Below are 25,409 nucleotides of genomic sequence, written 5' to 3'. Positions count from 1 at the left end.
TTTAGCTTTTTGTGCATTAACTACCAGCTATCAGTTCTTTAAGGATCAATGTTAGTTTTGGCTCGGCTTCTTCTGCAACCTTTATAATTTCTTCAAGCGATACCGGTTCAAGTACATCGGTAAAGCCCTCATCGGTTAATACTGATATAGCAAATACGGGCAGGCCCATATGATTTGCAACAATAACTTCAGGTACAGTGCTCATGCCAACGGCGTCGCCGCCAATAATTCTTAAATAATTGTATTCGGCCTTGGTTTCCAGGTTCGGGCCGGTTACAGCTACATAAACTCCCTTATGGCAGGTAATATTGTTTGCCTGCGCTATTGTTAATGCTTTATCAATAAGGTTGCGTTGATAAGGCTGGCTCATATCCGGAAAACGGGGACCAAGCTCGTTATTATTACGACCTACCAGCGGGTTTTGCGGCTGTAAATTAATATGATCGGCAATAACCATCAGATCGCCTTTTTTAAAATCGGGGTTAAGCGAACCACTTGCGTTTGATACAAACAAGGTTTTAATGCCCAGGTACTTTAACACCCTAACCGGAAATGTGATCTGTTGCATGTTATACCCTTCGTAATAATGCAAACGGCCCTGCATGGCAACCACCTTTATACCGGCAAGCGTGCCAAAAATTAATTTGCCTGAATGAAACTCTAAAGTTGAAATAGGAAAATCAGGGATGTTGGAGTACATCAGTTGTTTTTCAACTTCTATTTCCTTTACCAAACCGCCCAGGCCGGTACCTAAAATTATACCCACCTCGGGTTCAAAATCGCCTATGCGGCTTTTAATGTACCGGGCGGTGCTTTCTATATTCTCTAACATATTCGGTTACTAAATTATCAAACTGTTTTTGTTGGTTATTTAAAAACTCAATGCCAATGGGCAATACTAAAACCGGGAGTTTTTTTACAACCTGCAGCAATTCCTGTTCCCCTAAACGTTGCGCATCCTTTTCTGTTGTAACAATTATCTTTTTTTGTGATGTGCAGGCTAAAAAATCATCGGCAAGTTTACTGATATTTTTTAAGCTAAACTGATGATGGTCGGGATATTTATGATGGATTAGGTGTGCTGTTTGCTTTTTTAGATGTGATAACAAGGGCCCCGCATTGGCTATACCGGTAAGCAGGAATATGGTTGTGGTATCATCAATTACCGTATCAGTAATTACCCCATCCATATCATGCAACGGCAGGTAGTTTATGGATGTAAAAAATACAGATTGATGCTGCAATGGTTTCACACGCTTTTTAATAATAGTTTGCTCCTGATCTGTTAGTGCAGCCGGACATTTACTGATGATGATAACATGAGCCCGTTTACGGCCACTGTAGGGCTCACGCATATTGCCGGCGGGTAACAATAAGCGGGGTTCACTAATACGGTTAAAATCAAACAATAAAATACTGAAACCTGGTTTTACAGCCCGGTGCTGGTAGGCATCGTCCAAAATAATAAGATCATGGCTGTCTTGCAGCTGTTCAATACCCTCCACCCGTTTTTCGGCCACGGCTACGGTAATATCCGGGAATTTGCTTTTGAACTGGGCAGGCTCATCGCCGGTTTCGGTAGCCGTTGAGACAGGTGAAGCTATTAAAAAACCTTTGGTGATGCGGCCATATCCGCGACTTAAAGTGGCCAGCTTATAATTGTTTTTAAACAGGCGTATCAGGTATTCGGTCATGGGGCTTTTACCCGCCCCGCCAACGTCAAGGTTGCCAACTGCTATAATAGGCAAATCAAACGAATTGCTTTTAAATATACCCGCGTTATAGCACCAGTTACGGATAATAACAATTATACCATACAGCAATGAAAAAGGAAATAAGAGCCAGCGCAGGTATTTCATATGATAAATGTCGGCATGGGTTTTTCGCTAAAAAAAATAGGTGTCATGCTGAGCTTGTCGAAGCATGGTGGGCAGACCTCTCCGCACGATCCTTCGACAAGCTCAGCATGACAGGCCCTTTCCTGAAACGCAATGACATTTTTATTCATTTATCCTTATATCAAAAAACAAATCTAAATATTTAAAGTCCATTTTAATAACTTAGTGTTTCAACCGTCTATCTAATGAAACACAAATTACTCACCCTTTTTACATTCATTACCTCTACCGCCTTTGCTCAAACGGACCGCAAACTTACCTCACAATTACAAGATGCCATAAATGGCTTTCACGGTCAGGTAGGTATCTGCGTACAAAATCTTAAAACCGGTAAAACCGCGGCTATCAATGCGGATACCCTGTTCCCTACAGCCAGTATGATCAAAGTGAGCATTCAATGTGGTTTGATGGATAAGATAGAAAAAGGCGAAATGCAATACAATCAGAAACTGGTTTACCGCGATTCGCTCCTGTATAAAGGCGAGGATATCCTGGGTTCCTTTAAGGATAAAGACACTATACAGCTCAGCAAAGTGGCCCTGCTCATGATCACCATGAGCGATAACACGGCAAGCACCTGGCTGCAAAAGCTGGTAGGAGGCGATTATATCAACAACTGGCTGCAGCAAAACGGATTTAAAGTAATGCGGGTGAACTCCCGCGTGCCGGGGCGCGAAGCTATCCGCAGTATTTACGGTTGGGGGGTAAGCACGCCTTTTGAAATGTGTCGCCTGTTCACCATGATCAGACAAGGTAAGGCGGTTAGTCCCGCCGCCAGCGAGCGCATGAGCCGTAACATGGCACGTATTTATTGGGATGAGAAAGCGTTGTCGCAAATACCACCTTATGTGCAAACCATATCTAAACAGGGCGCCGTTGATGCGGCAAAATCAGAAACGGTGCTGGTGAATGCCCCTCATGGCGATTATGTGTTTTCGATCATGACCAATCATAATATCGACCAGCGTTGGGTACCCGATAATGAAGCCAGTGTGCTAATAAAAAAAGTGTCGGCCTTGCTATGGCATTATTTTGAACCCCACAGCAACTGGAAACCAGCCGAAGGGATGGATAAATACATGAAGAACGAATAGTACTAAAAGCCAACCCTCATGTCATTTCGAACGAGGAACGAGGAGAAATCTTATACTGGATATAGGACGAACATTGCTGGTTGTATAAGATTTTTCGCTATCGCTCAAGAGATAGTTTCTCTCTGTCGTTCGAAATGACAACCATTTTTTATATAACCAATTAGCAACTATAAAATACCTCATTTTTCAGTAATATTTTTGTTCAGGTTATTTAATACGTAGCTTGTTTGTTATAATTGGAAATTATATCAGTGTGTTTAAATTACACTTACCAGTTAAGCCAATTACATATGAAAACAAGGTTTACTTTATTTGTACTGCTTATATTATGCTTTTCGGTTAAAGGTCAAACGCTCATTAGTTTATCGGGAACGATATCTGATGATAAAAGCCAGGCAATATCCGGGGCCTCGGTTTATTTATTAAATACTAACTACCATACTATTACAGATAAAAGCGGGAAGTTTTCGTTAATAGGTATTGGTACAGGCAACTATACGTTGAATATAAGCGCTGTAGGTTATGCGGCCAAAAATCAACCGGTAACTGTAAGCAGCAGTCAGATTATCAATATACAATTAAAAGATGCCGCTAACCAGCTGGACGAAGTTACCGTAACTGCCCAGAAATATGAGGAGGATGCCCAGCGTGTGCCATCAAGCATTTCAACACTATCGGCAAAGCAGGTGCGCGATTACAGGTTGTGGGATTTGAAGGATCTTACCGCGATAGCTCCAAACTTAAACTCGGCCGGGCCGGGCGATAACCGTACGGTAAGCGGCATCAGGGGTATTGTAACCACTTCATATGACCCGGCAGTTGCCACCTATATTGATGGCGTAAACCAGTACGGGCTGGATACCTACATACCGCAATTGCTTGATGTGGAACGGATTGAAGTTTTAAGAGGTCCGCAGGGAACGCTTTACGGCCGTAATGCTACCGGTGGGGTTATCAACATCATCACCAAACAGCCTACCAATACGGTAAGCGGCTTTGCCGGGGTTGATTTTGGCAATTACGGGCAGCAGCGTTATAGCCTGGGCCTGCGCGCGCCGCTCATAAAAGATAAACTGTTTTTAGGCGTGGCGGGTATTTATTCGGGCTTTAATGGTTTTTACACCAACACATTTAATAACACCCGTTTTGATAAACAGCACTTTTTTTTAGGCAATTACTATCTTAAGTTTCTGGCTACCTCAAAACTGGCACTTACCCTCAATGTTAAAAATTATAACAACCGCAATAACGGAGCTTTTCCTTTGGCTGGCTCACCTGCCGATGCACTAAGCGACCCTTACAAGGTTAACCAGAACGCGACCACCAAAATGATCGATAATACGTTCAATACATCGCTGGCTATTAATTATTCGGGCAGCGATTTTAACTTTACTTCCCAGTCATCATACCAGGTAAATAACAGGTATTACAACACGCCAATTGATGGCGATTTTTCGCCTATTGATGGGGTTTCGATAATAAATAATTATGGTGGTGATTGGAATAAAGTAAAAACCGGTATACAGGAATTTCGTTTTACTTCGCCTGCATCATCAACCTCGGCTTTAAAATGGACGGCCGGAACTTATGGCTTTTATCACTACGCACCCAACAGGGTGGGTACACACTTTGGTGCGGATGCAGCGGCTGTAGGCTCGCCAATGACCGATTTTACCAGCATCAATACCAATACCGACCGGAACTTTGGTGTCGCGGTTTACGGGCAGTTTACCTATACCATTAGCCCCGAATGGGATGTTACCGCTGGTTTAAGGTATGATTATGAGCATAAAAAAGAAAATATACTGGGCGAGTTTCAGCCCGATGGTCAGGATGCTATAGTTACCCGGTCAGATACCTCATCGAAGGCCCATTTTAAAGCTTTTTCGCCAAAGCTGAGTATTGCTTACCACTTGTCGGCCAATAATAACCTGTACGCGGGTTACAGCCGTGGGTTTAGGGCGGGTGGCATTACCGAACTGTCATCAGACCCTTCGCAGCCACCATTGTACACCTTTAAGCCGGAGTATAGCAATAATTATGAAATAGGATCAAAGAACAGCTTTTTGGATAACAAACTGCGTGTAAACATAGCCGCTTTTTATACCCGTGTTACCGATGCGCAGGTGCCAACCTTAATACTGCCCGATGCTATTACCGTTACCAAAAATGCCGGCAAGCTTAACAGTAAAGGAGTGGAGCTTGAGCTAAATGCCACCCCGGTAAAAGGCCTGGCATTTGACTACAATTTTGGCTACACCCATGCCCGCTATACCGATCTGGCTGTAGGCAACAATGGCGAAATAGCTGACTTAAAAGGCAACCGCCAGGTGTATACACCCAATGTAACCTCTATGCTGGCCATACAATATGGTTATGACCTGGGCGGACCGCAAAAGGTAAAGCTGGTAGCCCGCGGCGAATGGCGTTACCTGGGTAATGAGTATTTTGATCTTGCCAACCAGATTGAGCAAAAAGCTTACAGTAAATTTAATGCAAGGCTGGGCGTCGATACCAAAAACTTCAGCCTGTTTTTATGGGAAAGCAATATAGCCAACAAAAAATATATTGACTATGCCTATGATTTTGGCGCATCGCACTTAGGTAACCCCCGCACTTACGGGGTTTCGTTAAGCACGAACTTTTAAGAGACAGAAGGAATCAAGATGTGTGATACAAGAATCAAGAAATTCTTAAATCAAGCCAATCAAGGTTCAGAAAATCAGCGCAATCAACGTAATCAAAAAAATCAACGGTCGCGGTTAACTCTTCATCTTCTTCAATAAAGCTTCAACAACTTTAGGGAAGTGGTGATGTTCTAACTGCTGGCCTTTAAATTTTATCATTTCCAGGTTATCGCCGGGTTCTATCTTAAATTTTGATTGATGGATGATCTCGCCCTCGTCAAACTGCTCGTTCACAAAATGGATGGTAATGCCACCTTCTTCTTCTTTAGCTTCGAGTATAGCTTTGTGCACATGATCGCCATACATACCTTTGCCACCATATTTGGGTAGGAGCGCCGGGTGCAGGTTAATGATCTTATTGGGGAAAGCTTTTAGTAACGATGCAGGGATGAGCCATAAAAAACCGGCTAAAACAATGAGGTCGACCTGCAGGTTTTTAAGCAGTCTGATCACATCATCACTATCATAAAATTCATGCCGGGTAAATATATGCGATGGAACTTCGAAGTTGTCGGCCCGTTGTAATACGTAAGCCTGTGGGTTGTTGGTCAAGATCAGCACTACTTCGGCATCGGCATTTCGTTTAAAATGCTCCATTAACTTTTGGGCATTTGACCCTGAACCCGAAGCAAAAATGGCAATTCGTTTCTTCATTAAAATTAGGTGCTTTTCAAAGGTGATGATGTTACCCGGAGCCGTTTATTTATATTGGTTTGACGTATGCTCCTGGTAATTTTATAATAACAAACCATTTTATAATAATCCAAATATAAAATTTTACTTATTTTAATTGGTATTAATTAATTAATGCTTTTCGTTGATAAATCCGTATCTCACTATTCTTCAATTAGTGCTTTTCGTTTGATAAATCCATATCTCACTATTCTTCGCTTTTTGGTTGATGAATAATTAGGCTGTACATCGCCTGTTTGTAATACCATAGAATAGGTGCCCAAATTAAATATCTGGGTATTTTCAAACGGTTTAGTGGTGCTTTCCGCGCCGCCCGCTATCGTATCTTTACAAACCATGTCTGACATAAAATAAAGTCTGTTGGCTGTAAACGTCCATGTGCCGGTTGTTGTTTGAGCCAGGCAATCAAAATTTGTATAAGTACAGGTATTGTTAGCATTAAAGGTGAATAATTGTGTGGAATCACAATTGGTATTCAAGGTATCAATTGATATCTGCGTATCGCCTACATAATTGGTAACCTGAAGAGTAGCCAGCTCCCAAACGCCATTTGTTAACAGATGGGGGATATTGCTGTTGATATCCTTTTTGCATGAACCGCTTAGCAGGTTTATGATAACTAAGCTTAAAATAAATAGTAATGGGATTTTATTTTTCATTGAAAGTATGCCCGCAAAAATAAAAATTCCCGGTTATTAGTTGGCAACCAGGATGTAATAATAACTCTTTTAAAATGAAATTATTTTAACATCGTATTCAAGGCTTGTTATAAATCAAAAGTAAGATACAAAAAGTCAAAAGCAGGGTATTTAATTTTTACTTTTGATTTTGACTTTTTAATTATCTGCCATGCGTATACCTTTTGAAAAACTGAAGACTGAATTTAAGCGAATATTAACTAATCTTGATTTCACAGATGAACGGGCCGGAAAATGTGCCACTATTTTTGCTGAGAACAGCAGGGATGGCGTATACACTCACGGCCTGAACCGTTTCCCGGTTTTTGTACAGCACGTAAAAGATGGATTGGTGAAACCCGGGGCAGAACCTTCAAAAGAGGGTGGCTTTGGAGCAATTGAACAATGGAACGGCAACTTTGGTCCGGGGATGCTTAATGCCGGTTTTTGCATGAACAGGGCTATTGAACTGGCCAAAGATAATGGTATAGGCTGCGTAGCCATAAAAAACACCAATCACTGGATGCGCGGGGGCACCTACGGCTGGCAAGCCGCGGAAGCTGGTTACATTAGCATTTGTTTTACAAATACCATTGCCAATCTGCCGCCCTGGGGTGGCCTTGACCCGCGTTTGGGGAATAATCCGCTGGTTATTGCGGTACCGCGCAAAAATGGGCATGTGGTGCTTGATATGGCCATATCACAATACGCGGTGGGTAAGTTAATGCAATATCAATCAAAAAATGAGCCCCTGCCTTTACCGGGTGGTTATGATAAAGACGGGAATTTAAGTACCGACGCCACGGCCATTTTACAATCAGAACGTTTGTTGCCGGTTGGTTTCTGGAAAGGCTCGGGACTTTCATTGGTACTTGACCTGCTGGCCACCATATTAAGTGGGGGCAACTCTACAACCAGGATCACCAAAAGCGGCAATGAGGCAGGGATATCGCAGGTGTTTATCTGCATAAAACCTAACAGTGATGAGCAAACTGCCGCATTAATTGAAGAGATCATCGCCTATACCAAAACAAGTACCCCGGAGCATGAGGGTGGTACAATTTCCTATCCGGGCGAAAATACTTTATTAACCAGAAAGAAGAACTTGGAGGAGGGCGTTTTGGTAGATGAAAAGATATGGGATAGGGTACAGGGGTTATAAATAAAGACTGTAACAGTATGTGCATCGTTTAAAACAAATTGTGCCACATTATCTAAAATAATTAAGGTCTTTTATGTGATAACAACTATCTTTCCGCCACTATTATTACTATCCATAAGGGAATGTGCGGCGGCGATTTCATCGAGTTTAAACGTACGGCCAATACTTAGATTTATTAGCGCGTTTTCAACGTCACTAATAAACTGCTGAAAATGCTCTTTGTTTACCCTGATTTGACCGCTATCATATACAGTTAGATTAACAGTAGCCGGGATGTACTCCATCGGTGCAAAGTCATTGATTGACCATTGTTCCGAAAGCATGCCGGTCATACAAACAATACCACCCGGTGCCGCGCATGCTAACGAATCTTTCAGTGTGGAAGTGCCAACCAGTTCCAATACTTTATTTACACCATCAGGTATGTCGGTCTTAACCTTTTGCATAATACGGCCATCGTCGATAATAACCCGATCTGCGCCATTTTTCAGCAGCATTTCTGTTTTTTCCGGGTTTCGCGTTGTCGCAATTACGAAAAGTCCGTTGTTTTTTGCCAATTGGGTCGCTAACATCCCAATAGAGGATGTGCCACCCCTGACCAGTATTGTTTCGCCAGGCTGAATTTTTAAGGCCAAATGGAGTGAACCATGCACCGTTTGGAACATTTCGGGCATAGCCCCTAAATCTTTCCAGGACAATTTGCTTTCAAACGGGATGAGTAAAGATTTGGGCAAGAGCGTATATTCTGCATAGCTGCCATCAAAATCTCTTCCCATACCTCCCATAAAGGCGGCTACCTTTTGTCCGGCAGTAAATTCACCTGAAGGGTCATTTTCCACCTCTCCTACGCACTCAATACCCAATATGCGCGGAAACCTAACACCCGGCGATAAGCCTTTGCGGGTCATCAACTCTGAGCGGTTCAGGCCAAACGCTTTAACTTTAATCAAAACCCAACCCTCCTTTGATGTAGGAATGTCTCTTTCCTCAATTAGGATATTTTCCGGGCCGCCGGCATTTTTTATAACTGCTGCTTTCATCATCGTTTTGATTTGAAGCAAAGGTCATGTGTTTGGGGCAAACGAACCCATAAGATTTCTTAAGAAATACTTTTAAAGAATTTATGGTTACCCTTTGGAAACAATGTTTTTGCGAATGGCGCTTAAAAATTCCGGTGTAATTCCTAAATAGGAAGCAATTTGAGCAAGTGGTAAACGGTTGGCAAGGTTGGGATACTGCCTGAGAAAATATTCGTAGCGCTCTTCTGCCGACGAACTTATGTTCTGAAGTACCCTATTTTGTGATTCGATGTATTTTTGCTCGATAATGACCCGGAAATTATGGTCGAACTTATGATATTCAGTATAAAGATATAAAACATCGTCATGTTTAATTTGCAAAAAGGTTGTAGGTTCCACGGCTTCTATAGATAGCTGACTTGCTTTTTCAGCGTAGAAGCTACTTAAATCCATCGCCCAATCATTTTCCGCAATAAATTGAATGTTATGTTCTTTCCCGTTTTCATCAATGGCATACATTCTCAAACAACCGGAAATTACAAATGTAAAATGCCTGCAAACCTCACCCTGCTGCAAGATATACTGCCTGCGTTTTATACTATTTTGCGTAAAAAGCACTCCCAATTCATTGCGTTCTTTAGCATTGAGCGGGAAATATTCATTAAAGTGAAGATTTAATTTATCTATTGACACATCAATAAAGCCTTTGTAAATAAGAAAAAATTAGTTTCTTATCTGCAATTTATTAAAGATATGCCTGACGTGCACAATTTTTATAGTGTTAATGATAAAACAAGTATTTTTAAAGCCAGTGACGGTAAGTGGATATAATTTGTTTTAACAGTGAGATCATAAACCATCGAGTTGAAACATCTTTTGAACTTGGCGCATGATTGTTCAGCCTGTGGTCGGTGTTATCACCATAGGTGTTCGGAAGATTGTAATTGCAGTATATATTCCCTCCCTTGGGAGGGGTGCCGTGGATTGTGAAATGGCAGGGAGGGGTTTATACGTGCGATTAAACCTGTAATGTTCAATAAACCCCTACCTCCCCCTTCCCCAAGGAAGGAATCGCACTAGGCCCAAGCTTTCTTTTTATTTCTTCCGAACACCTATAGTGTTATCACCGCACCACTTTTTTAACTTACCCTATCATCATTCCTTCAAACTTTTCCCAAAAACCATCGCGCGGTGTGGGGGCTATAATAAGTAAGGCAACATGTAAACGTCGCCCTTACTTATCCTAAATATATTGATGCTAATTCATGATCATGCCGTTAGGGTCAATAACAAATTTTTTGGCGGCGCCTTTATCAAAATCTTTATAACCGCTTGGCGCATCCTGTAGTTTTATCACCTGTACATTAACCGCTTTTGCAATCTGTACTTTATCATACAAAATAGCGTTCATCAACTGACGATGGTATTTCATTACCGGGCACTGGCCGGTGTAAAATGAATGTGATTTTGCCCAGCCTAAACCAATGCGGATAGAAAGATTTCCTTTTTTAGCAGCTTCATCCGAAGCCCCCGGATCACCGGTTACGTATAGCCCCGGAATACCTATAGCTCCACCCGCGCGGGTAATTTCCATGGCAGAGTTTAGTACGGTTGCTGCCTGTTCTTTATTAGCATCGGCACCGTGGCCCTTGGCTTCAAAGCCTACACAATCTACAAAACTATCTACTTCAGGCACTCCGACTATAGCTTCAATCTGATCACCAAGTGATGCTTCCTGAGACAGGTCAACGGTTTCGCAACCGAAGCTGCGGGCTTGTTCCAGGCGCTCTTTATTCATATCGCCCACAATAACAACTGCCGCACCCAATAACTGGCATGATGCCGCACAAGCCAAACCAACCGGCCCAGCACCTGCAACATAAACAATAGAACCCGGGCCAACACCCGCTGTAACAGCGCCATGAAAACCCGTCGGAAAAATATCTGACAGGAGAGTAAGATCCTTTATTTTTTCCATAGCCCTGTCTTTATCCGGGAATTTAAGCAGGTTAAAATCGGCATAAGGCACCATGACATATTCGGCCTGGCCGCCTACCCAACCGCCCATGTCCACATATCCGTAAGCAGCTCCGGGGCGGGCGGGGTTCACATTAAGACAAATACCTGTTTGGCCGGCTTTGCAATTGCGGCACCTGCCACAAGCTATATTGAAAGGTACCGATACCAGATCGCCTTCTTTTATAAATTCAACATCTCTGCCTGCTTCAATCACAATGCCGGTTATCTCGTGCCCAAGTATCAGACCGGCAGGGGCGGTTGTGCGTCCGCGCACCATGTGCTGGTCGCTGCCGCAAATATTGGTAGCTACTATTTTAATGATAACCCCGTGATGGCATTGTCTGTTGCCGATGGCCAGTTTTGGATAATCTATTTCGCGTACTTCAACCTCACCTGGTTTTATATACGCAACTCCGTGGTTTTGACACATAATATTTTAATTTAAATGAATTAAAATCAAGAGACTGAAACTATAACGCGGCAGCACCTGCCGAAGCTACCTCATGGTCCTGCTCAACAGCGCCACCCGATACGCCTATGGCGCCTACTATCTTTCCGCTGCCGTTTTTTAGCAATACGCCGCCGGGAAATGATATTAAACCCCCATTTGAATGTTCAATATTATATAGTGGGCCGCCGGGTTGTGATAGTTTGCCTATTTCGCCGGAGTTCATATCAAAAAAACGTGCGGTTTTAGCCTTCCTGATAGATATATCGACCGAACCTAACCAGGCATTATCCATGCGGTGGAACGATACCAGGTTGGCGCCTTCATCAACAATGGCAATGTTCATGGGTACTCCAATTTGCTTTGCCTTTACTTTGGCAGCCTGCGACAGTTTTTCTGCCTGCTCTAATGTAATGCTCATAAAGTTTTGTTTTAGGTAAATTAATTTGATAAAGGTAGTACCCAATACCAAAAGCATAATGGAACAATAGTGCCATAAAACAACACAATAATGCTTTATTGTTGTTGCTATGAAACAAGTTGTGAATTATGAACCACCGGCAAATTTTAATCCCATTAGGCTCAGCTGAAAATCATTACGAAACCGAAACGCTTGTTGAACACCGTAAGCTGTACAAACTGGCACATTGCGAGGTTAATATTTTCGAAACCAATGAGCAATGCGGCAATCTTGATCTGCGGTATAACGGGCTGGTCATATCAAGCATGCTGAGGGGAAAGAAAACGGTTGGTATATTAAACCAGTCGAGGTTTGATTTTTTGCCCGGCGAAACACTCATACTGCCAGAGGGCATGCCTATTAATGTTGATTTTCCGGATGTGGATAAGAAACACCCTGTACAATGTGTTACTATGGTTATTGACTGGAGCAAAGTAACCGCCACGCTTGATTATTTAAATAACACATATCCCGGCGAAGCCGGAGAGGAGCGATGGAACCTTAATTTTACCCAATATCATTTTCACAACAACCGTGAGCTTACCGGCCTTATCCATAAGCTTATTGCTATCAGCATGGAAGATAATATCAATAAAGACGCGCTTGCCGATATCACCTTAACTGAATTATTGATACGCACTATTCAAACACAAAAGCAGCAACTGGTTAATAATAACAAGGCAGATATAAACCGGTTAACCGGGGTTATTAAATATATCCGGATGCATTTAACGGAACAAATTAATATTGATGCGCTGTGTAATGAAGCCTGCATGAGTAAAACAAACTTTTTCCGTACGTTTAAAGATACTTTTGGACTGTCGCCGGTTGAGTTTATTATACAGGAACGTATCGGTTTGGCCAAAATGCTGTTAAAAAATCCTTCCATTAATATATCCGAAGTCTGCTTCAAGTCGGGGTTTAATAATCTCAATTATTTTATACGCCTGTTTAAACGTTTTGAAGGAATAACACCAGGGTTGTATTTAAAAAGCTAAACAGGGCTACTTTCAGCCTAAGAACACCACCAGCCGGGAAATTAAAAAAATAATTGCGCAAGTAAATGCTTGCTCTTATATTTGCAAGTAAGTACTTGCAAATCATGAAAACCAGACGAGACGTTTACCAGGCCATAGCCGACCCCACCCGAAGAGCAATAATTAATATGATTGCTACGCAGCCGCATAATGTGAACACTATAGCCGCAAACTTTGCCGTTACACGCCAGGCCATCTCGTTACATATTCAAATCCTGGCTGATTGCGGCCTCATTAAAGTTAAGCAACAGGGTCGCGACCGCTTTTGCGAAGCCCGGCTCGATCAGCTCAGTGAGGTATCAACATGGGTAGATCAGTACCGGCAGCATTGGGAAAGTAAGTTAGACAACCTTGAAAAATATGTAGCACAATTAAAAAATGAAAGAAATGGAAAGCACAAAAAGTAATACTACCGACCGCGAATTACGCTTAACACGAACTTTAGATGCGCCAATTGAACTGGTATGGGAGGTATGGACCCAGCCTGAGCATATTGCCAAATGGTGGGGACCCAATGGTTTCACCAGCACTATCAGTAAAATGATCGTTGAACCCGGAGGCGAGTGGGAACTGGTGATGCATGGCCCCGACGGAACTGATTATAAAAACAAAAGCATATTTAAAGAGATCATTCCGCTGAAAAAAATAGTGTATGACCATGTTACCAGCCCTAAGTTTGTTACTACTATTGAATTTGAAGCAAAGGGCGAACAAACATTTATTAGCTGGCATATGCTTTTTGAAACACATGAGCAATTTATCCAGGTTGTGAAAACGTTTAAAGCCGATGAAGGATTAAAACAAAATTTAGAAAAGCTCGATCAATATTTAAAAGGCGTAAACCAAAAGTAGCCATGTTTTTTGTAGAGATGCATCACATGCGTCTCTTTTAATTAGGTAAAAGAGGTATGTGCGAATATATATTCCCTCCCCTGGGAGGGGTGAGGTGGATTGTGCAGTGGCAGGGAGGGGTTTCTACGCGCGATTAAACCTGTAATGCTCAATAAACCCCTACCTCCCCCTTCCCAAGGGAAGGAATCGCACTAAGCCCAAGCTTTCTTTTTATTCTTCAGCCTGTGGTGTTATCACCACACCACTTTCTAATCTTGTTTCTTGCCTCTAAGCTTCTTGTATCTATTCCCCGATCATCATTTCCTCAAACTTTTCCCAGAAACCATCCTGCGGAACGGGGGCTATAATTTCGATGGGTTCGTTTTTAACCGGGTGTATAAAGGTTAGCCTGCGGGCATGCAGACAAATGCTTTTACGCAGACTGCCGCGCGGATAGCCATATTTATTATCGCCCACAATGGGAGTGCCCAGGGTTGATAGCTGTACCCTGATCTGGTGCGGACGCCCGGTTATAGGGTCAACCTCAATTAAATAATAGCCGTTAAGCTCGCCAACCAGTTTATAATGCAGCTCGGCCCGCAAACTGCCCTGTACTTCTTTGTCGTGGGCTTTGGTTACATTTTTTTGCGGGTTTTTTACCAGCCAGTGAATTAAAGTACCGGCCTCGGGATATGGCCTTTTGCGCACAACGGCATAATAGGTTTTGTGCATGTCGCGGCTTTTAAACATCTTATTTATCCTGTCCAGAGCCTTACTGGTTTTAGCAAACAGGATAACCCCGCTCACGGGCCTGTCAAGCCTATGCACCACACCTAAAAAAGCGCCGTTGGGTTTATTGTATTTTTTTGCGATGTATTTTTTAACCTTTTCATCCAGTGACTCATCGCCAGTTTCATCAACCTGTACAATATCGCCTGCGCGCTTATTTACCGCAATAAGGTGGTTATCCTCATAAAGAATATCCTTATCGGTAACATCGTAACTGGTATAATTAAATTCAGGCCTGGCCATGATCGTATTTTAGTCTGGATATTATAGCCCTCTCCTTTAGGAGAGGGTTGGGTGAGGTTTAATATTGTTCCTGTTCGTTAGGGAAACTTTTTGATTTTATATCGCCAACATAGTTTTTAATAGCCCCGTTCATCTGCTCATATAAATTAGCGTACTGGCGTAAAAACCGGGGTTTAAAACCTTTGTTAATACCCAGCATATCATGTATCACCAAAACCTGGCCGTCACAATGCTGCCCGGCACCTATTCCTATAATGGGTATTTGCACACTTTCGGCAACTTCTTTGGCCAGCTGGGCAGGTATTTTTTCAACCACTATGGCAAAGCATCCCAGTTCCTGTAGTTTAAGGGCGTCTTCTCTTAATTTCTGGGCCTCGGCTTCGTGCTTGGCACGTACGGTATATGTGCCAAATTTATAAATAGATTGCGGGGTTAAACCCAAATGGCCCATAACCGGTATGCCGGCAGTAAGTATCCGGGTTACCGATTCGGCAATTTCAATACCACCCTCCATCTTAACGCCGTGGGCCCCTGCTTCCTTCATGATACGTATGGCAGAGTTCAGGGCTTCTTTAGAGTTACCCTGGTATGATCCAAAAGGCAGATCAACCACCACCAGCGCACGTTTTGCAGCACGCACTACAGATGATGCATGGTATATCATTTGATCAAGCGTTATGGGCAGGGTGGTTTCATGACCTGCCATCACATTCGAAGCCGAGTCGCCTACCAGTATGATGTCCATACCGGCATCGTCAACAATAGTCGCCATGGAATAATCATAGGCTGTAAGCATGGCTATCTTTTCGCCACGGTTCTTCATTTCCTGCACGGTATGCGTAGTGATCCTTTTAACTTCTTTATTTACTGACATTTTTGATTTCGGATTTCGGATGTGGGATTTCGGATTTATCTCAGATTTATTTTGGATTTACTTTGATCTAGGCTTTGCCTTTTGCAAAGCCTGAATATAAAACAGCAATATTACATAACAATAGTTTAACCTCAATAATCAAAATATAAGGTAAAAGTCAAAAAATAAATCCGAAATCCCACATATGATTTCTAAAATCAATAAATCCGAAATCTCACATCCGAAATCCGAAATCGAAATAAATCCAAAATCCCACTTTCGAAATTCGAAATAAAACCATATTTTTGCGCCGTGAATCAGGAAGTTCCTTACTTCAATATTTCTATCAGTTTTCACGGGGCTTTGAACCAGGCGATCCGATTTAATAATCCATTCAATTTTTTTAATAAATGACCTACTTCACCAAATTACCGGCTGTGCTGCTACTTGACGACGGAACCGTTTTTTACGGTAAAGCGGCAGGAAAAATAGGTACTACCTCTGGCGAGATCTGCTTTAACACCGGCATGACCGGCTATCAGGAAATTTTTACAGATCCTTCATACTTTGGCCAAATTATGGTTGCCACCAATGCCCATATAGGCAATTATGGTATTGCAGATGACGAAGTTGAATCGGGCAATATTCAAATTGCAGGGTTGGTTTGTAAAAACTATAACATTGCTTACAGCCGCAAACAGGCCAACGAATCTATACAGGATTATTTCCAGTCGCAAAACCTGGTAGGCATATCTGATATAGATACGCGTCAGCTTGTTCGCCATATCCGCGATAAGGGTGCCATGAACGCGATTATTTCATCTGAGATATTGGATATCGAGGTATTGAAAGCTAAACTGGCCGAAGTACCATCAATGGATGGGCTGGAATTATCATCGAAAGTATCAACAACCGAAACTTATACTTTTGGCGATGAAAATGCTGCTTACCGTGTAGCTGTGCTTGACCTTGGTGTTAAGAAAAACATCCTGCGTAATTTTGACAAACGCGATGTGTATGCCAAAGTTTTCCCGGCAAAAACCTCTTTTGAAGAAATGGAAAAGGATTTTGCACCAACCGGCTACTTCATATCAAATGGTCCCGGCGATCCATCTGCCATGCCTTATGCTGTTGAAACGGTAAAATCTATCCTTGCTGCTGATAAACCCATGTTCGGGATTTGTTTAGGTCACCAGTTGCTGGCTTTGGCGAATGATATCCCAACCAAGAAAATGTTTAATGGTCACCGAGGACTGAACCACCCGGTTAAAAATATTATCATTAATCACTGCGAGGTAACCTCTCAAAATCACGGTTTTGGGGTAGTGCCTGAGGCAGTGCGTGCATCTGAAAAGGTAGAGATCACCCACGTGAACCTGAACGATCAATCGATAGAAGGCATCCGTGTAAAAGACAAAAAAGCATTCTCGGTACAATATCACCCCGAATCATCACCAGGCCCGCATGATTCAAGATATCTGTTTGATGATTTTATCAAATTGATGTCGTAGTAAATGTGCAGATGTGCATATTAAAAAGCCTTTCAAGTTTTAAACTTGAAAGGCTTTTTTATGGCAATGACATAAAAGTTTAAAGCAGGTATTTAATGGCTAAGCCATTTTAATAAAGCCCCTGAGCCTCCTATGGCAAAAATTACACCGCCAATTACTACAACTATAATAATGTATATAATAACTTCTGATGAGTTTTGATTTGACCTTTCTTCGGGTGTCATTAACGCCTTGTGTTGATAGTATTCTTCTCTTTGTCTTTTTCTACCGTAAGCAGTATTTGGATTAGGTGGTCTTTTAGATACCATGAGTTACAGATTTAGGTTTACAAAACTAATATACACAAAAAAGGCCCGGTATAGAATATCGTTGTGTTCCCTCAGGGGCTCCTGAAAGGACTCTGAAGTTTTGAAAGGCTTTTTATTATCCTAAACTTTGATAACTCCTCTTTGAAATTTCAATTTAATCAGATTAAAATATATCAGCATCTTGTTTAGTTATTTGCTCCGTTAGGAGCTACCTGTTTGTAGCTTATGTGTATAAAACACCTTTTGCTCCGTAGGTGCAACCCTAAATTAGCAGGTAGTAACTGCTTTGTAAGGCGTAGCCTCTACGAGGCATAAAAATATTGGATAATGAATGCTACAAATGGGTAGCTCCTAACGGAGCAGGCGTTTAATGTCTTAAGTACCCCTGAAAGCACACCGGGGAGACGAAAAGCCTTTTTTTATTATTCTAAATTTGTCAAAGACCCGTGGGCAATACCTCCGCACGCGACCTTGCGACTGGCTGACACAGGCCTTTAAATTTATAAAACAAGTCATGCTGAACTTGTTTCAGCACCTCACAGGACGAATGGTTACCCCGGCAAGTCAACTAAGCGCGTGGGATGCCGAAATAAATTCGGCATGACTTGCTTACTTGTGCAAGCCTTTGGCCGGTGTTTTCACTGTAAGTTTTTCTGATGATTCTAATCTCCTCATTATATTCCCTCCCCACGGGAGGGGTGCGGCGGATTGTGTAATGGCAGGGAGGGGCTTATACACGCGATATTAAATACCCTGTAAATAAGCTTTTTTTATTTGTGTCCCCATCAGGGTCTCCTGAAAGGGACCCTGAGGTCTTGAAAGGCTTTTTTTATTACCCTAAACTTTGATAACTTTCCTTAAACTTTACAAATCCTATGGCAACACAGTTTTTATTACAAGGAACCGTTAAATGGAGCTATGATCATGAAATGGCCGAAATATCGGCAAGCCGTAAGATACTGGCTGGCATGGTATCCGGAGTGCAAGCGTTGCAACATCATCAGGGTAATATAGCTTTAAGTACTACAGCACTGATCATCGAAGGAATAAATGATGATGAGGACCTGACGATACCACTCAGTGATATGAAGCAGTTGTACATTGGTTTTGATGATCTTTTCCCAATTACGGCAGTAAAAAGCATGGGTATGCTTTGGCAGCCTTTAAGGATAGGATATTATATATCAGCATTTGAAACTAAATGTATTTATCTCATCATTGATTTTAATGGTGTATATACCCATGATAAAGAATGGTTTAATACGCTAACTCAAATGTTATCTCAATAACTACCTGTAAATAAGCTTTTTTTATTTTTATTTGGATTTATTCTAAATAAGACATTACTTTGCTCTTGTTCAATCGATAAGGTTTGTTCAAAACTTGGTATCTATGAAAAAAGTCCTCGGTCTCATCATACTGCTCATCGCTTCACAGGCGACATTAACAAAAGCGCAAAGTAAACTGGAGCAGGACAGGGCAGCCATACTGGCGCTCGGCGGTTTTTACAAGGTTACTTTTGATTATGCCGAAACCTTTTCGCCCGATACAGCTTACCGTAATCATCTTCAATATCATGCCTATGGATACGAATGGGCGGTTGTTGAACAGGAAACTCCAAAAAAGATAGTGATTCAGCATATCCTGGTAACCGGCGATAGTTCGGTGATCAAGCACTGGCGCGAGGACTGGGTATATGAAGAACAAAACATACTGAACTTTGATAAAAGCAATACCTGGAAAAAAACAAAGCTTACCCCGGCCGAAACCAAAGGCCGCTGGGTACAAAAGGTTTTCCAGGTTGATGATAGTCCGCGGTATGAGAGTATTGGTACCTGGGTGCACGTTGATGGCCGCCATCAATGGCAAAGCGAGTGCGACTCGCCGCTGCCGCGCAGGGAGTTTACCAAACGGAGCGATTATAATGTGCTGCGCCGGGGCAACCGGGTGTATTTAACCGCCAATGGCTGGATGTATGAGCAGGATAACCAAAAGATCATCCGAACTGCTGACGGCGATAAGCTGCTGGCCAAAGAGAAAGGCTATGAAGAATTTACCCGTGCCGATGAAGCTAAATTTGCTTTTGCCAAAAACTGGTGGAAACAACAACAACCTTACTGGACAGCTGTTCGGCAAGTATGGGACGAAGTATACGCCGCCCCGGCCACACTCCAATTAAAAGGAAAAGTTGATGGCAAGCCACTATTTGAGCGGCTATTTGAAATGGTCGATCAATCGATAAAAGAAAAATGGGATGCAGAGAAAAGTAAAGCGGCAGCCCGCAAAGTAATAGCCAATTACCTGGAAAAAACAGTTTAAAAATATAAAGTCCTGCTCCTGAGCAAATGCTGCGGTGCGATAGCTTTGCGCGCCGGGCAGGCACCAACTAAATTACATTATCATGTGCGATTCAAAAGTCATAAGTCAGGCGGGGGCATCGGTTATTAGCCGGTGCTCAGAGTGCCGCTGTATCTTCATCTGGAATAATAACCTGATCCTGAGTTTTTCGCCCGAGCAATTTATCCAGTTCCGGGATTTTACGGTTGAGCTTGATTTTGCCGAACATTCCCACGCCTTTCCTGACGGACAGGATCGCCTGGTGATGCGTACACCCGTAAACGATGTACAACTAACTTTTACCACAGAGGAGTGGGAGGATTTTCATGCAGCTATGGACGAAGCCATTTATATGCAGGAAGTATATGCGCTCATGTATGATAATGAATAAAGCTTTTATTTCATACTTCTCATTGCCTCCTGAGCCACAATTTGCCCGGATATAATAGCGGGTGGAACTCCCGGCCCAGGCACTGTTAGCTGGCCAGTGTACAGCATGTTTTTAATATGCCTGGCCCGCATGGCCGGTTTAAAAAACGCGGTTTGCGCCAAAGTATTAGCCAGTCCATAAGCATTGCCTTTAAAGGAGTGGTAATCGGTTTTAAAATCATTAAGCGCGTAGCTGCGTTTAACCACAATGGAATCTCGGATGTCTTGTCCGGTAATGTGCTTAAACCTGTTGAGCATCAGGTCGAAATACTTTTCGCGGATGCTTTCATCATCATGCAGACCCGGCGCTATGGGCATCAGGAAAAAAAGGTTTTCGCCGCCTTCGGGTGCTACGCTCTTATCTGTTTTTGAGGTACACGAAACATAAAACAGCGGACTGGTAGGCCACTGCGGAGTAGTATATATTTCTTGGGCGTGCAGCTCAAAATCTTCATCAAAAAATAAATTGTGGTGTTTTATACCCTCCACCTTTTTATTGGTACCGATATAAAACAGCAAGCTCGATGGTGACATAGTGCGGCTATTCCAGTACTTTTCTGTGTAATTTTGATGCTTTTTATCCAATAAATGCTGGTCAATATGCTCATAATCGGCCCCGGAAATCACAAAATCGGCCTGAAAAATGCCTTTATTGGTTACAATATTGCTTATTAATTGCTCTTTTATGTCAATTTTGGTCACTTCTGTGTTCAATTTGATATCAACACCCAATTCCTTGGCGAGGCTGACCATGGCCTTCACAATTTCATTCATTCCACCCTGCGGATACCAGGTGCCCAGGACCAGATCGGCATAGTTCATCATGCTGTACATGGCGGGGGTATCTTGTGGTGTAGCACCTAAAAAAAGTACAGGAAACTCCAGCAGTTTTATCAGTTTAGGGTTTTTAAAATACCGGCGCACATGCTTGCTCATGCTGCTTAGCAACTGCATGCTCAGGCTTTTTTTTATCAGGTTAAAGTCGATAAACTCGGTAATGGAGTGCGAGGGGCGGAACACATATTCGCCCATGCCAACCTTATATTTATAGGCTGCCTGTTTTAAAAATTCCTTTAATCCGGCGCTGCTGCCTTGTTCAATTTGTTCAAAAAGCGCTTCCAGATCATCCATGCCTGCGGGGATATCCATCATATTGTTCGGGCCGTAATAAATTCGGTATCCGGGATCTAACCTTTCCAGTTTATAATAGTCAGCAGGCTTTTTACCAAACAAGGCGAAGAAATTTTCGAACACATCTGGCATCCAATACCAGCTGGGGCCCATATCAAATTTAAAACCATCCTGTTCCCAAACTCTTGCCCTGCCGCCGGGTTGATTATTCTTTTCAAGCACAGTAACTTTAAACCCTGCCTTTGCCAACACGCAAGCTGCAGATAAACCCGCAAAACCTGCTCCTATAATGATGATATGCTTGTCGCCGTTCATGTAGATATGTGAAGCCCAAGTTAAGCAAATTGTTTTGTGGTGATAAAAAACAATAACGCTTTGAATTTGTACTTTTGAAAACAAGCGCGAGTGTAAATGATAAATCTGTACGACGAAACCTGTTTTGAATGCAGTAAATTAATAACCAACAAGTATAGTACATCATTTAGTTTAGGGATAAAGGCTTTTGATAAAGAATACCGTTACCCCATTTACGCTATTTATGGGTTTGTGAGGTATGCCGATGAAATAGTTGATACCTTTCATGAACACGATAAATTACAGCTGATCAGTGATTTTAGAAAAGAAACATTTAAGGCAATTAATGAGCTTATCAGCCTGAATCCGGTTATCCATGCATTTCAGCAGGTAGTGAACCGGTATAGGATAGATCATGAATTGATAGATGCTTTTCTTCATTCAATGGAGATGGACCTGGATAAAAAAGCCTATGACGATGCTTGTTATAAGACCTACATCTATGGATCGGCAGAGGCAATAGGGTTGATGTGCCTGCATGTTTTTACCGATAATGATGATAAGCTGTATCAGGAGTTATTACCACAAGCGCGCAGTTTAGGCGCCGCTTTTCAGAAAATAAATTTTTTACGGGATGTAAAAGCCGATTATGAAGAACGTGGCCGTACCTACTTCCCCCATATTGATTTTAATAATTTTACGGAACAGGATAAACGGAATATAGAAGCCGATATAAAAATTGATTTTGACAATGCGTTTCAAGGCATAAAATGCCTGCCACGCGCTACCCGGCTTGGGGTTTATATAGCTTACATATATTACCGGCAACTGTTCAAAAAAATAAGTTATACACCTGCAAGTGTTATCCTGCAAAAAAGAATACGTATTTCCAATACCTGCAAAATAGGTTTATACGTTAAAGCTATTTTACAACAAAAATTGAATGTGATTTGATGAGAAAGTGTGTTTTTTTTATAGCAAGTATATTTTCGTTGTTGTTTATTACGCAAAACGTAAAGGCCGATGAGCCTAATTTGAAAGTTATACGCCAGCACTTACGAGAGGCCATTAACGACAGTAAAACCACCGATTCACTGTATAAAAGTTTGAGTGAGATAAAGAACCGGACTGCTATTATTGATGGTTTTATAGCTGGTTTGCAAGCGCTGAAAGCTAAACACGCCTGGAATCCATACTCCAAGATAAAGTATATAAACAACTGTGAGAAAACATTTGAAAAGGCTATAGCGGCCGATCCGCAGAATATAGAGATCAGGTTTATGCGTTTTTCTGTAGAAGATAGTGTGCCCGGCTTTTTAGGTTATAAAAAAAACTTAGCCCCTGATAGTGAGGCGATCATAAATCAGCTCAATAAAAGAAATTATGGTACGGCCGATAGGATATTGACTATTGAGATCATTAAATATCTGGCCAATTCCAGAAGATGTACACCTAACCAGGTTGAAGAACTGAACAAACTTTTAGCCACATTAAAGTGAGATACACCTATTTGCTTATCAATACACTCACGGTGTTTTTTCCCGTTGTATTATCGTTTGATAAAAAGGTGCATTTTTATAAAACCTGGAAATTCATTTGGCCGGGTATGGGTATAACGGGTTTGTTCTTTTTGTTTTGGGATGTACTGTTTACCGTAAAAGGGGTATGGTCCTTTAACCCGCATTATATTATTGGCATAACTTTTTTCGGGCTCCCGCTTGAGGAAATATTGTTTTTTTTAACCGTACCCTTTGCCTGCGTTTTTATTTATGCCTGCCTTAATTATTATATCAAATGGCAAATTGATAACCGGCTAACCCGCATGATCAGCAACCTGATCATTATGCTGTGTATCCTTGTGCTAATTTTTCACTACGACCGGATATATCCGGCTATTGCATTTAGTTTATTGCTGGTTTTAATGCTCTTATTGCAGTATGTATTTAAGGCAAGTTGGCTTAACCGGTATTACATGGCTTACCTGGTGGCACTTATTCCTTTTTACATGGTGAATGGTATATTAACCTCCATACCCGTGGTAATGTATAATAACAACGAGAACATGGGTAAAAGAATTGGAACTATCCCGATAGAAGATCATTTTTATTTAATGGCTTTGCTGGTCATGAACATAGGTTTTTTTGAGTATTTTAAAGCAAAAAATAAACCATTGTGAGCCAATTACCAGAATATACCAAAGGACAACTGGCCTTACGAAACGGCCAGGACAAGCCACAGATATGGATTGCCTATAAAGGCATTATTTATGATGTTAGCGAGAGCCGTTTATGGAAAAACGGCAAACATTATGAACACTGGGCCGGGCAGGACCTTACCCCTGAACTGGTTGACGCCCCGCATACTGAAAGTGTATTTGAAAGGTTTAAGGCAATAGGGAGATTAAGCCCCCCGGCCCCCTGAAGGGGGAGGATTTAATAAGAAGCCCGACTTTGTTTGTCCGACTTCTTAAGGTAAATTATGCAAATCAAAAGCCCTCTCCTTTAGGAGAGGGTTGGGTGAGGCTTATAGCTCAAACTTGGCCAGTCCTACAAATTCCTGTACACGGGCAGCAATTTCTTGCTGTGACAAGTTCCTTAGTTTTTCGGATCCAAATTTTTCAACGCAGAATGATGCCAGTGCTGAGCCAAATATGATAGCGTTTTTCATGTTATCAAAGCTCACAGTGCCAACTTTGGCCAGGTAGCCAATAAATCCCCCGGCAAATGTATCGCCGGCTCCTGTAGGGTCAAACACTTCGGCAAGTGGAAGGGCAGGGGCGCTGAATATTTTATCCTCATGGAATAACAGGGCACCATGTTCGCCTTTTTTAATGATAACATACTTTGGTCCCATGGTTAATATTTTACGGGCAGCCTTAACCAGGGAAAACTCTCCTGATAGCTGACGGGCTTCGGCATCGTTAATAGTTAACACATCAACCAGTTTTATAGTTGCAAGCAGTTCGTCAAGGGCAATGTCCATCCAAAAGTTCATCGTATCCATCACAATGAGCTTAGGGCGCTTGGTTAAACGCTTTATAACCGTTTGCTGTACCTGTGGCGATAAGTTGCCCAGCATCAGGTATTCGCAATCCTGGTATGAATCGGGAATGATGGGGTCAAAAGCTTCTAAAACATTAAGTTCAGTAATCAGGGTATCGCGGCTGTTCATGTCATTATGATATCTGCCGCTCCAAAAAAACGATTTCTCGCCCTGTTTTATCTGCAGGCCTTCGGTATTGATATGGTGTTTTTGAAGATCTTCGATCTCGCTTTGCGGAAAGTCGTCGCCAACCACAGCAACAATTTTTATATGGTCATAAAAGTAAGATGCGCCTAAACTTGCAAAGGTTGCAGACCCCCCAACGATTTTATCCGTCTTTCCGAAGGGTGTTTCAATAGCGTCAAATGCCACAGTACCAATAACTAACAAACTCATGTAAAATATTTTTAATTTTTTTTGCGCAAATATTGTGAAATTAACGCAGAA

At 42.1% G+C, this 25,409-nt stretch carries 27 protein-coding genes; 14 read left to right on the top strand and 13 right to left on the bottom strand.

The genetic code is table 11. From position 1 onward, the window contains the following. Positions 1-16: 16 nt before the first annotated feature. Together M2273_RS27240 and lpxK are read right to left on the bottom strand one after the other, a co-directional pair. On the bottom strand, positions 17-832 hold the full coding sequence (locus M2273_RS27240; RefSeq protein ID WP_429400939.1) for a purine-nucleoside phosphorylase: 816 nt from the start codon (positions 830-832) through the stop codon (positions 17-19). After that, positions 795-1,859, bottom strand: a complete 1,065-nt coding sequence (gene lpxK, locus M2273_RS27235) for a tetraacyldisaccharide 4'-kinase (protein ID WP_429400938.1) — start codon at positions 1,857-1,859, stop codon at positions 795-797. The genes M2273_RS27240 and lpxK overlap by 38 nt, the downstream gene beginning before the upstream one ends. A gap of 224 nt (positions 1,860-2,083) precedes the next feature. On the opposite strand from lpxK, the gene M2273_RS27230 reads away from it, so the two are divergent. Further along, positions 2,084-2,992, top strand: a complete 909-nt coding sequence (locus M2273_RS27230) for a serine hydrolase (RefSeq protein WP_429400937.1) — start codon at positions 2,084-2,086, stop codon at positions 2,990-2,992. A gap of 290 nt (positions 2,993-3,282) precedes the next feature. Continuing rightward, on the top strand, positions 3,283-5,640 hold the full coding sequence (locus M2273_RS27225; protein WP_429400936.1) for a TonB-dependent receptor: 2,358 nt from the start codon (positions 3,283-3,285) through the stop codon (positions 5,638-5,640). Between the two features lie 114 nt (positions 5,641-5,754). Here M2273_RS27225 and purN read toward each other — a convergent pair whose 3' ends face one another. Both purN and M2273_RS27215 read right to left on the bottom strand, forming a co-directional pair. Continuing rightward, positions 5,755-6,333: a phosphoribosylglycinamide formyltransferase gene (purN, locus tag M2273_RS27220; protein ID WP_429400935.1), complete on the bottom strand. Its 579-nt coding sequence runs from the start codon at positions 6,331-6,333 to the stop codon at positions 5,755-5,757. Between the two features lie 182 nt (positions 6,334-6,515). After that, positions 6,516-7,031, bottom strand: a complete 516-nt coding sequence (locus tag M2273_RS27215) for a hypothetical protein (RefSeq protein WP_429400934.1) — start codon at positions 7,029-7,031, stop codon at positions 6,516-6,518. Between the two features lie 190 nt (positions 7,032-7,221). Between M2273_RS27215 and yiaK the strand changes: the two genes are divergently transcribed. After that, positions 7,222-8,211, top strand: coding sequence for a 3-dehydro-L-gulonate 2-dehydrogenase (yiaK, locus tag M2273_RS27210; RefSeq protein WP_429400933.1), 990 nt, complete (start codon positions 7,222-7,224; stop codon positions 8,209-8,211). Positions 8,212-8,282: 71 nt separating this feature from the next. Here yiaK and M2273_RS27205 read toward each other — a convergent pair whose 3' ends face one another. The 4 genes from M2273_RS27205 to M2273_RS27190 all read right to left on the bottom strand — a co-directional run bounded on the left by M2273_RS27205 (position 8,283) and on the right by M2273_RS27190 (position 12,118). Then, entirely contained in the window at positions 8,283-9,254 is a 972-nt protein-coding gene (locus M2273_RS27205) for a zinc-binding alcohol dehydrogenase family protein (protein WP_429400932.1), read from the bottom strand. A gap of 84 nt (positions 9,255-9,338) precedes the next feature. Next, positions 9,339-9,923, bottom strand: a complete 585-nt coding sequence (locus M2273_RS27200) for a Crp/Fnr family transcriptional regulator (protein WP_429400931.1) — start codon at positions 9,921-9,923, stop codon at positions 9,339-9,341. A 565-nt stretch (positions 9,924-10,488) separates the two neighbouring features. Then, on the bottom strand, positions 10,489-11,679 hold the full coding sequence (gene fdhA / locus M2273_RS27195; RefSeq protein ID WP_429400930.1) for a formaldehyde dehydrogenase, glutathione-independent: 1,191 nt from the start codon (positions 11,677-11,679) through the stop codon (positions 10,489-10,491). 40 nt (positions 11,680-11,719) lie between these two features. After that, positions 11,720-12,118: a GlcG/HbpS family heme-binding protein gene (locus M2273_RS27190; protein ID WP_429400929.1), complete on the bottom strand. Its 399-nt coding sequence runs from the start codon at positions 12,116-12,118 to the stop codon at positions 11,720-11,722. Positions 12,119-12,246: 128 nt separating this feature from the next. Here M2273_RS27190 and M2273_RS27185 point away from each other — a divergent pair, with 128 nt between their 5' ends. The 3 genes from M2273_RS27185 to M2273_RS27175 all read left to right on the top strand — a co-directional run bounded on the left by M2273_RS27185 (position 12,247) and on the right by M2273_RS27175 (position 14,046). Beyond that, complete coding sequence (locus M2273_RS27185; RefSeq protein WP_429400928.1) at positions 12,247-13,155, top strand: helix-turn-helix domain-containing protein; 909 nt, start codon at positions 12,247-12,249, stop codon at positions 13,153-13,155. A gap of 104 nt (positions 13,156-13,259) precedes the next feature. Then, positions 13,260-13,601 carry an ArsR/SmtB family transcription factor gene (locus M2273_RS27180; RefSeq protein ID WP_429400927.1) on the top strand — a complete coding sequence of 114 codons (342 nt, stop codon included), beginning with the start codon at positions 13,260-13,262 and terminating at the stop codon, positions 13,599-13,601. Further along, the gene (locus M2273_RS27175) at positions 13,582-14,046 is read left to right on the top strand and encodes an SRPBCC family protein (protein WP_429400926.1); all 465 of its coding nucleotides are present in this window, start codon (positions 13,582-13,584) and stop codon (positions 14,044-14,046) included. Before M2273_RS27180 ends, M2273_RS27175 begins: the two co-directional genes overlap by 20 nt. Positions 14,047-14,328: 282 nt before the next feature. On the opposite strand, the gene M2273_RS27170 is transcribed toward M2273_RS27175, so the two are convergent. Next, positions 14,329-15,057: an RluA family pseudouridine synthase gene (locus M2273_RS27170; protein WP_429400925.1), complete on the bottom strand. Its 729-nt coding sequence runs from the start codon at positions 15,055-15,057 to the stop codon at positions 14,329-14,331. 58 nt (positions 15,058-15,115) lie between these two features. Continuing rightward, positions 15,116-15,931, bottom strand: coding sequence for a 3-methyl-2-oxobutanoate hydroxymethyltransferase (gene panB, locus M2273_RS27165; RefSeq protein WP_429400924.1), 816 nt, complete (start codon positions 15,929-15,931; stop codon positions 15,116-15,118). Positions 15,932-16,320: 389 nt separating this feature from the next. On the opposite strand from panB, the gene carA reads away from it, so the two are divergent. Next, positions 16,321-17,421, top strand: a complete 1,101-nt coding sequence (carA, locus tag M2273_RS27160; protein WP_429400923.1) for a glutamine-hydrolyzing carbamoyl-phosphate synthase small subunit — start codon at positions 16,321-16,323, stop codon at positions 17,419-17,421. A 92-nt stretch (positions 17,422-17,513) separates the two neighbouring features. Here carA and M2273_RS27155 read toward each other — a convergent pair whose 3' ends face one another. Further along, positions 17,514-17,729, bottom strand: a complete 216-nt coding sequence (locus tag M2273_RS27155) for a hypothetical protein (RefSeq protein WP_429400922.1) — start codon at positions 17,727-17,729, stop codon at positions 17,514-17,516. Between the two features lie 875 nt (positions 17,730-18,604). Here M2273_RS27155 and M2273_RS27150 point away from each other — a divergent pair. From M2273_RS27150 to M2273_RS27140, 3 genes are all read left to right on the top strand, one after another. Continuing rightward, positions 18,605-19,018, top strand: a complete 414-nt coding sequence (locus M2273_RS27150; protein WP_429400921.1) for a hypothetical protein — start codon at positions 18,605-18,607, stop codon at positions 19,016-19,018. Positions 19,019-19,121: 103 nt separating this feature from the next. Continuing rightward, positions 19,122-20,048 (top strand): DUF6607 family protein, encoded by a 927-nt coding sequence (locus tag M2273_RS27145; protein WP_429400920.1) that lies wholly within the window; start codon positions 19,122-19,124, stop codon positions 20,046-20,048. Between the two features lie 82 nt (positions 20,049-20,130). Beyond that, positions 20,131-20,457: a DUF6686 family protein gene (locus tag M2273_RS27140; RefSeq protein ID WP_429400919.1), complete on the top strand. Its 327-nt coding sequence runs from the start codon at positions 20,131-20,133 to the stop codon at positions 20,455-20,457. Between the two features lie 5 nt (positions 20,458-20,462). Here M2273_RS27140 and M2273_RS27135 read toward each other — a convergent pair whose 3' ends face one another. Further along, entirely contained in the window at positions 20,463-21,941 is a 1,479-nt protein-coding gene (locus tag M2273_RS27135; protein ID WP_429400918.1) for a phytoene desaturase family protein, read from the bottom strand. Between the two features lie 96 nt (positions 21,942-22,037). Here M2273_RS27135 and M2273_RS27130 point away from each other — a divergent pair, with 96 nt between their 5' ends. The 4 genes from M2273_RS27130 to M2273_RS27115 are packed head-to-tail and all read left to right on the top strand — an operon-like array spanning position 22,038 to position 24,341. Further along, positions 22,038-22,874, top strand: coding sequence for a phytoene/squalene synthase family protein (locus M2273_RS27130; protein WP_429400917.1), 837 nt, complete (start codon positions 22,038-22,040; stop codon positions 22,872-22,874). Continuing rightward, positions 22,874-23,419, top strand: a complete 546-nt coding sequence (locus tag M2273_RS27125; protein WP_429400916.1) for a hypothetical protein — start codon at positions 22,874-22,876, stop codon at positions 23,417-23,419. Before M2273_RS27130 ends, M2273_RS27125 begins: the two co-directional genes overlap by 1 nt. After that, a complete protein-coding gene (locus M2273_RS27120) occupies positions 23,416-24,096 on the top strand; it encodes a lycopene cyclase domain-containing protein (RefSeq protein WP_429400915.1) in 681 nt (226 codons plus the stop codon). The genes M2273_RS27125 and M2273_RS27120 overlap by 4 nt, the downstream gene beginning before the upstream one ends. Then, a complete protein-coding gene (locus tag M2273_RS27115; protein WP_429400914.1) occupies positions 24,093-24,341 on the top strand; it encodes a cytochrome b5 domain-containing protein in 249 nt (82 codons plus the stop codon). The genes M2273_RS27120 and M2273_RS27115 overlap by 4 nt, the downstream gene beginning before the upstream one ends. 102 nt (positions 24,342-24,443) lie before the next feature. Here the strand turns inward: M2273_RS27115 and M2273_RS27110 are convergent, their stop codons facing one another. Continuing rightward, on the bottom strand, positions 24,444-25,358 hold the full coding sequence (locus M2273_RS27110) for a PfkB family carbohydrate kinase (RefSeq protein ID WP_429400913.1): 915 nt from the start codon (positions 25,356-25,358) through the stop codon (positions 24,444-24,446). Positions 25,359-25,409: the final 51 nt, after the last annotated feature.

Origin of the sequence: Mucilaginibacter lappiensis (assembly GCF_050433765.1) — a bacterium.
Taxonomy (GTDB): Bacteria; Bacteroidota; Bacteroidia; order Sphingobacteriales; family Sphingobacteriaceae; genus Mucilaginibacter; species Mucilaginibacter lappiensis_A.
Note: the sequence above shows the minus strand (reverse complement) of the source record. Positions and strands in the feature narration are given on the sequence as shown.